The 3,744-nt window shown below is 31.4% G+C and carries 5 protein-coding genes; all 5 read right to left on the bottom strand.

Going from position 1 to position 3,744, the window contains the following annotated elements:
• Nucleotides 1-8: 8 nt before the first annotated feature.
• Nucleotides 9-239, bottom strand: a complete 231-nt coding sequence (locus U9R42_05365; GenBank protein MEA3495448.1) for a HypC/HybG/HupF family hydrogenase formation chaperone — start codon at nt 237-239, stop codon at nt 9-11.
• 311 nt (nt 240-550) lie between these two features.
• Nucleotides 551-1,162 (bottom strand): hypothetical protein, encoded by a 612-nt coding sequence (locus U9R42_05360; protein MEA3495447.1) that lies wholly within the window; start codon nt 1,160-1,162, stop codon nt 551-553.
• Between the two features lie 587 nt (nt 1,163-1,749).
• Entirely contained in the window at nt 1,750-2,322 is a 573-nt protein-coding gene (locus U9R42_05355; protein ID MEA3495446.1) for a hypothetical protein, read from the bottom strand.
• Nucleotides 2,323-2,736: 414 nt separating this feature from the next.
• The gene (locus tag U9R42_05350; GenBank protein ID MEA3495445.1) at nt 2,737-3,444 is read right to left on the bottom strand and encodes an ankyrin repeat domain-containing protein; all 708 of its coding nucleotides are present in this window, start codon (nt 3,442-3,444) and stop codon (nt 2,737-2,739) included.
• 200 nt (nt 3,445-3,644) lie between these two features.
• The coding region (locus U9R42_05345) for a ZIP family metal transporter (GenBank protein MEA3495444.1) at nt 3,645-3,744 on the bottom strand (100 nt) is incomplete at its 5' end.

Below are 3,744 nucleotides of genomic sequence, written 5' to 3'. Positions count from 1 at the left end.
GGAACTCTTTAATATTCATCAGGCATCACATGATATGCTTCATTCAGTGCATCAATTGTCTCTTTTGCATCTTCTTCAGAAATTATTTCCAAACCAAATCCGGTATGAAGCAGAATCCAATCGCCAACTTTTGCCTCAGGAATAAATATCAAACCAACTTCTTTTTTGACACCACCCATTTCAACTATTCCATTTTCGCCATTTATTTCAACTATTTTTACAGGTATTGCAAGACACATTTTTCACCTCTTATATTTAGTGAAAATATAACAATTTTTAATATAAACAAAAACATTTTTTACAGAATTTGAAATTAAAAACAATCATGTTTTTTTAATATGCTGTTTTGTTGTGATGTTTATTAATTAAAAAGAAATATGATTTATTTTATTTTATTTTATGTTTTTTTTATTAACGATAAATTGTATGAGTAGTGGCAGATTGCGTGGTACATCCCTGTCAAACCGCTATGAAACTTGAACTGGCTAATGCCAAGACATTGAGCACTTTTCCTGTCATTATTTATACAAAATGTTATGTGCTTTTATTTCTATAAGGCTATTTTTATTTCATCCCTTAATTTTCCTTTAATGCATACTGCAGGAATAAACCCTCTTTCAACATTTTTCTTATACAGCGATTTAGGAATCTTGACTGAAACAGACCCAGAGCCACCCACCTTTATTGTTTCAAAAAATCCTTCAATTTTAAGTTCGCTATTCGGGGTTGCCGTTGCATTTATGGTAATAACAGCTTCTGCAGCCGCTTCAAGAGAAGTATATTTAAAAGATACTAAAGTTTGATTGAGTTGAGCCTTAATATTACCTTTTTTAATTTGTTTAAAAATATCTTCTGGTTTTATTTTACCTTCAATATGAACTCCCACTTCTCCATAGTTCTCTTGTGATTTATCAGGTTTGCCAAGGGATTTTAAATTATTTAATAACTTATTCCTGTATTCATCTCGTCTATTTTCTCTAACATCTTTTATTACAATTTGAAATGATTTAGAAATAAGGTTACCAGAAGTACTGAAATAAATTAAGGGTAGTGCTCCAATTAATAAAACTATTTTGGCAATAACAAATGTTTCATTGTCAAGGAATGCTGATACTCCCAATAATCCAGTTACAAATAATGTGGCTTTTGTAAGATTTGTCATGATAATCTCCTTTTAATTATTAATAATTTGTTTGTTGGCATTAGTATTCCCCATAATGTCTGGGTAAACATAATTGTATATATTACTCCAATATGGCAGGATAAAGCAATTGTTTAGATTTCTCTTTTCAATGCTGTGCTTATTTAGTAAGCCTTTCAACTCTTTACGAAACTGTTTGTTTAGAATTTCTGGTATGTCCATAATTTTCTCCTTTTTTTAACATAAGATTAGGTGTACTAATAAAAAAAGTAAAGGTTGCTCTTCATGACTAACTAATATATGTTGCCTGTTATTTGTTAATTGTTTATTATTGCTTACATTATACATTGTTTTTTTCTTTTATCATCTTTCCTAACATTATTATAATTTAAACAATTTTTTACGAAACAACAAAGGATTTTTTAAAATTATTTTCGCCAAGTTGAGAGGGAGGTATTCGCAAATTTTCTAATGGTGGCAATATGAAAATGTTGGGTTTTCGGAGCGAGTACTTGTCCACCGACAAAAATGCTGGTGCTAGAACTAAACCCTCGCAAACCGCTGAGCCCCAACTGTTTTATATTGTGTGTTAACTGGCGTGTTTATTGTCAAAGTGTCTTTTCGCATAATATGTCCTCGATTGTCCTTAATATTAATTTATCATAGGTAGATTTATACAAATTAACAAATTCTTGGTAAGGATGTTTTCTGCTGTTTTCAAGATAAAATATATTATTTACACAAGTTAAAAAGTCTCCCGAATAATTATTGAGTTCCTTATTTCTCTCAAATCGCGCTATAATTTTAAATGCATTATCAGACATTTCTTCAATTATATAGTATCCATAGAAAGTTCCTTTTCCAAACATTGTTGAAGAAAGGTCAATTTCTATTTTTACTAGTCCATTTGTTTCAATAATTTTAAAAGCATAGATAAATTCTTTTGACACCAAAATAAGTTTTGTAGGATCCTTTGAGTCAAATGTATTTATCCAATTACTATTTCCGATTACTATCTTCCGTGTAACATTTGTTCCAAATGACATCTTATTCCTTGTCATTACAACTTTGTTTTTGTTAATATTGCCAAAAAGAAAGTCGTTGTAAACATAATTTTTACCGGATTCTTTTTCAATATTCAAAATTAAAGCATATTCAGAGGATAGATTTTCTTCATACATCTGAATCAATTTTAATAATAATTCTTTTGCCCTCATATTTTTATCCTTTCAGTTTTTTTTTACTATGCCAGCTAACGATTGTGTATAGTTATTGTTCTTATACCGCCAAAATGGAGGGATAAACACAATTGCGATGTGCTGAGCTTGTCGAAGCATTTATATTTTCCTTTTATCATCTTTTCTAACATTACTATAATTTAAACAATTTTTACGAAACCATAAAGGTTTTTTTAAAATTGTTTTCGTCAAGTTGAGAGTGAAGTATTTTCAAATTTTCTAACGATTAAGGCTATGTGCCGTTTTAATGGCATATAGCCTGTGTTATCGGTTGGATTTTGGAATCTTCTCACTTGCGTCCTTCTTTTTTACTAACGCAAAGCTCAGCGGCGGCTCATCGTCCGCTGAAGTGAATTGTTAGGCTTTGTTTTGTTTGGCACTAAGATTCGACAAAACATTTACAAAATTAGTAAATCCGAGACCAGAGCAAAGATCCAATGCAGTAGATCCGTTCTTATCGGTAGCATTTGGATCAATCCCGTGAGCCAATAACAAGGGAATAATCTCACTCTCATTTGTGTTAAATCCGTTCGTTACATATTCCATTAGAACATTTCTCTTTTCGTAAGGTGTAATAATACCAATATCAGCATTATTATTAAGCAAATACTTCACAAGTGCTGTATTTCCAAAGTCATTATTTACAGCTGCCATTAGAGCTGAATTACCACCTTCGTCTAAGTTAAATATGTCTGCCTTATCGTAGTTTATATTCGAATGCATTCTTGCATTAATATTCGCACCTGCTTCGACTAACAATTTTACAATTTTCAAGTTGTTTTGCATGCAAGCTCGGATCAAAGGTGTTTCTCCAGTTGAGGTAGAGACATTTACATTTGCTCCCCTGTCGATAAGCTGACGGACTGCAATCGCAGCATTGTGAAAAGTAGAAATGTAAACAAATGGCAAATGTTCCTTCTTGGATATCCATCCGTCAATCAGGTTTCCGTTTGCATTTTCAACATCTGCGAGAACCTTTTTTGAGATATCTTCAACAGTAGCGATGTCAATGGATTCACTTAGTGATTCTCTTAGGATTGTGCGTAGAGAGAATTTCTGTTCCATTTCTTTATCCTAACATAAGATTAGGTGTACTAATGAAAAAAGCAAAGGTTGCTCTTCATGACTACCTAATTTTTGTTGCTTGTTTATTGTTATTTTTCCCATCACTCTAAATATAAGCAAAATTATAAAAATCACAAAGAAATATTTTAAAACATTATCAACTTTTCAACTATTTTTACAGGAATTGCAAGACACATTTTTTATCCTAATGCAACATCCAGTACCATCATGAGTGCAAAACCTATTATTGCTCCAATTGTTGAATAATCCGTTTCATTTCCTCGTTGCGATTCCGGAATT

The organism is Bacteroidota bacterium (assembly GCA_034723125.1).
In the GTDB taxonomy this organism is placed as follows: domain Bacteria; phylum Bacteroidota; class Bacteroidia; order CAILMK01; family JAAYUY01; genus JAYEOP01.
The sequence above is the reverse complement of the archived record's forward strand: the minus strand, read 5'-3'. Positions and strand labels throughout refer to the sequence as shown.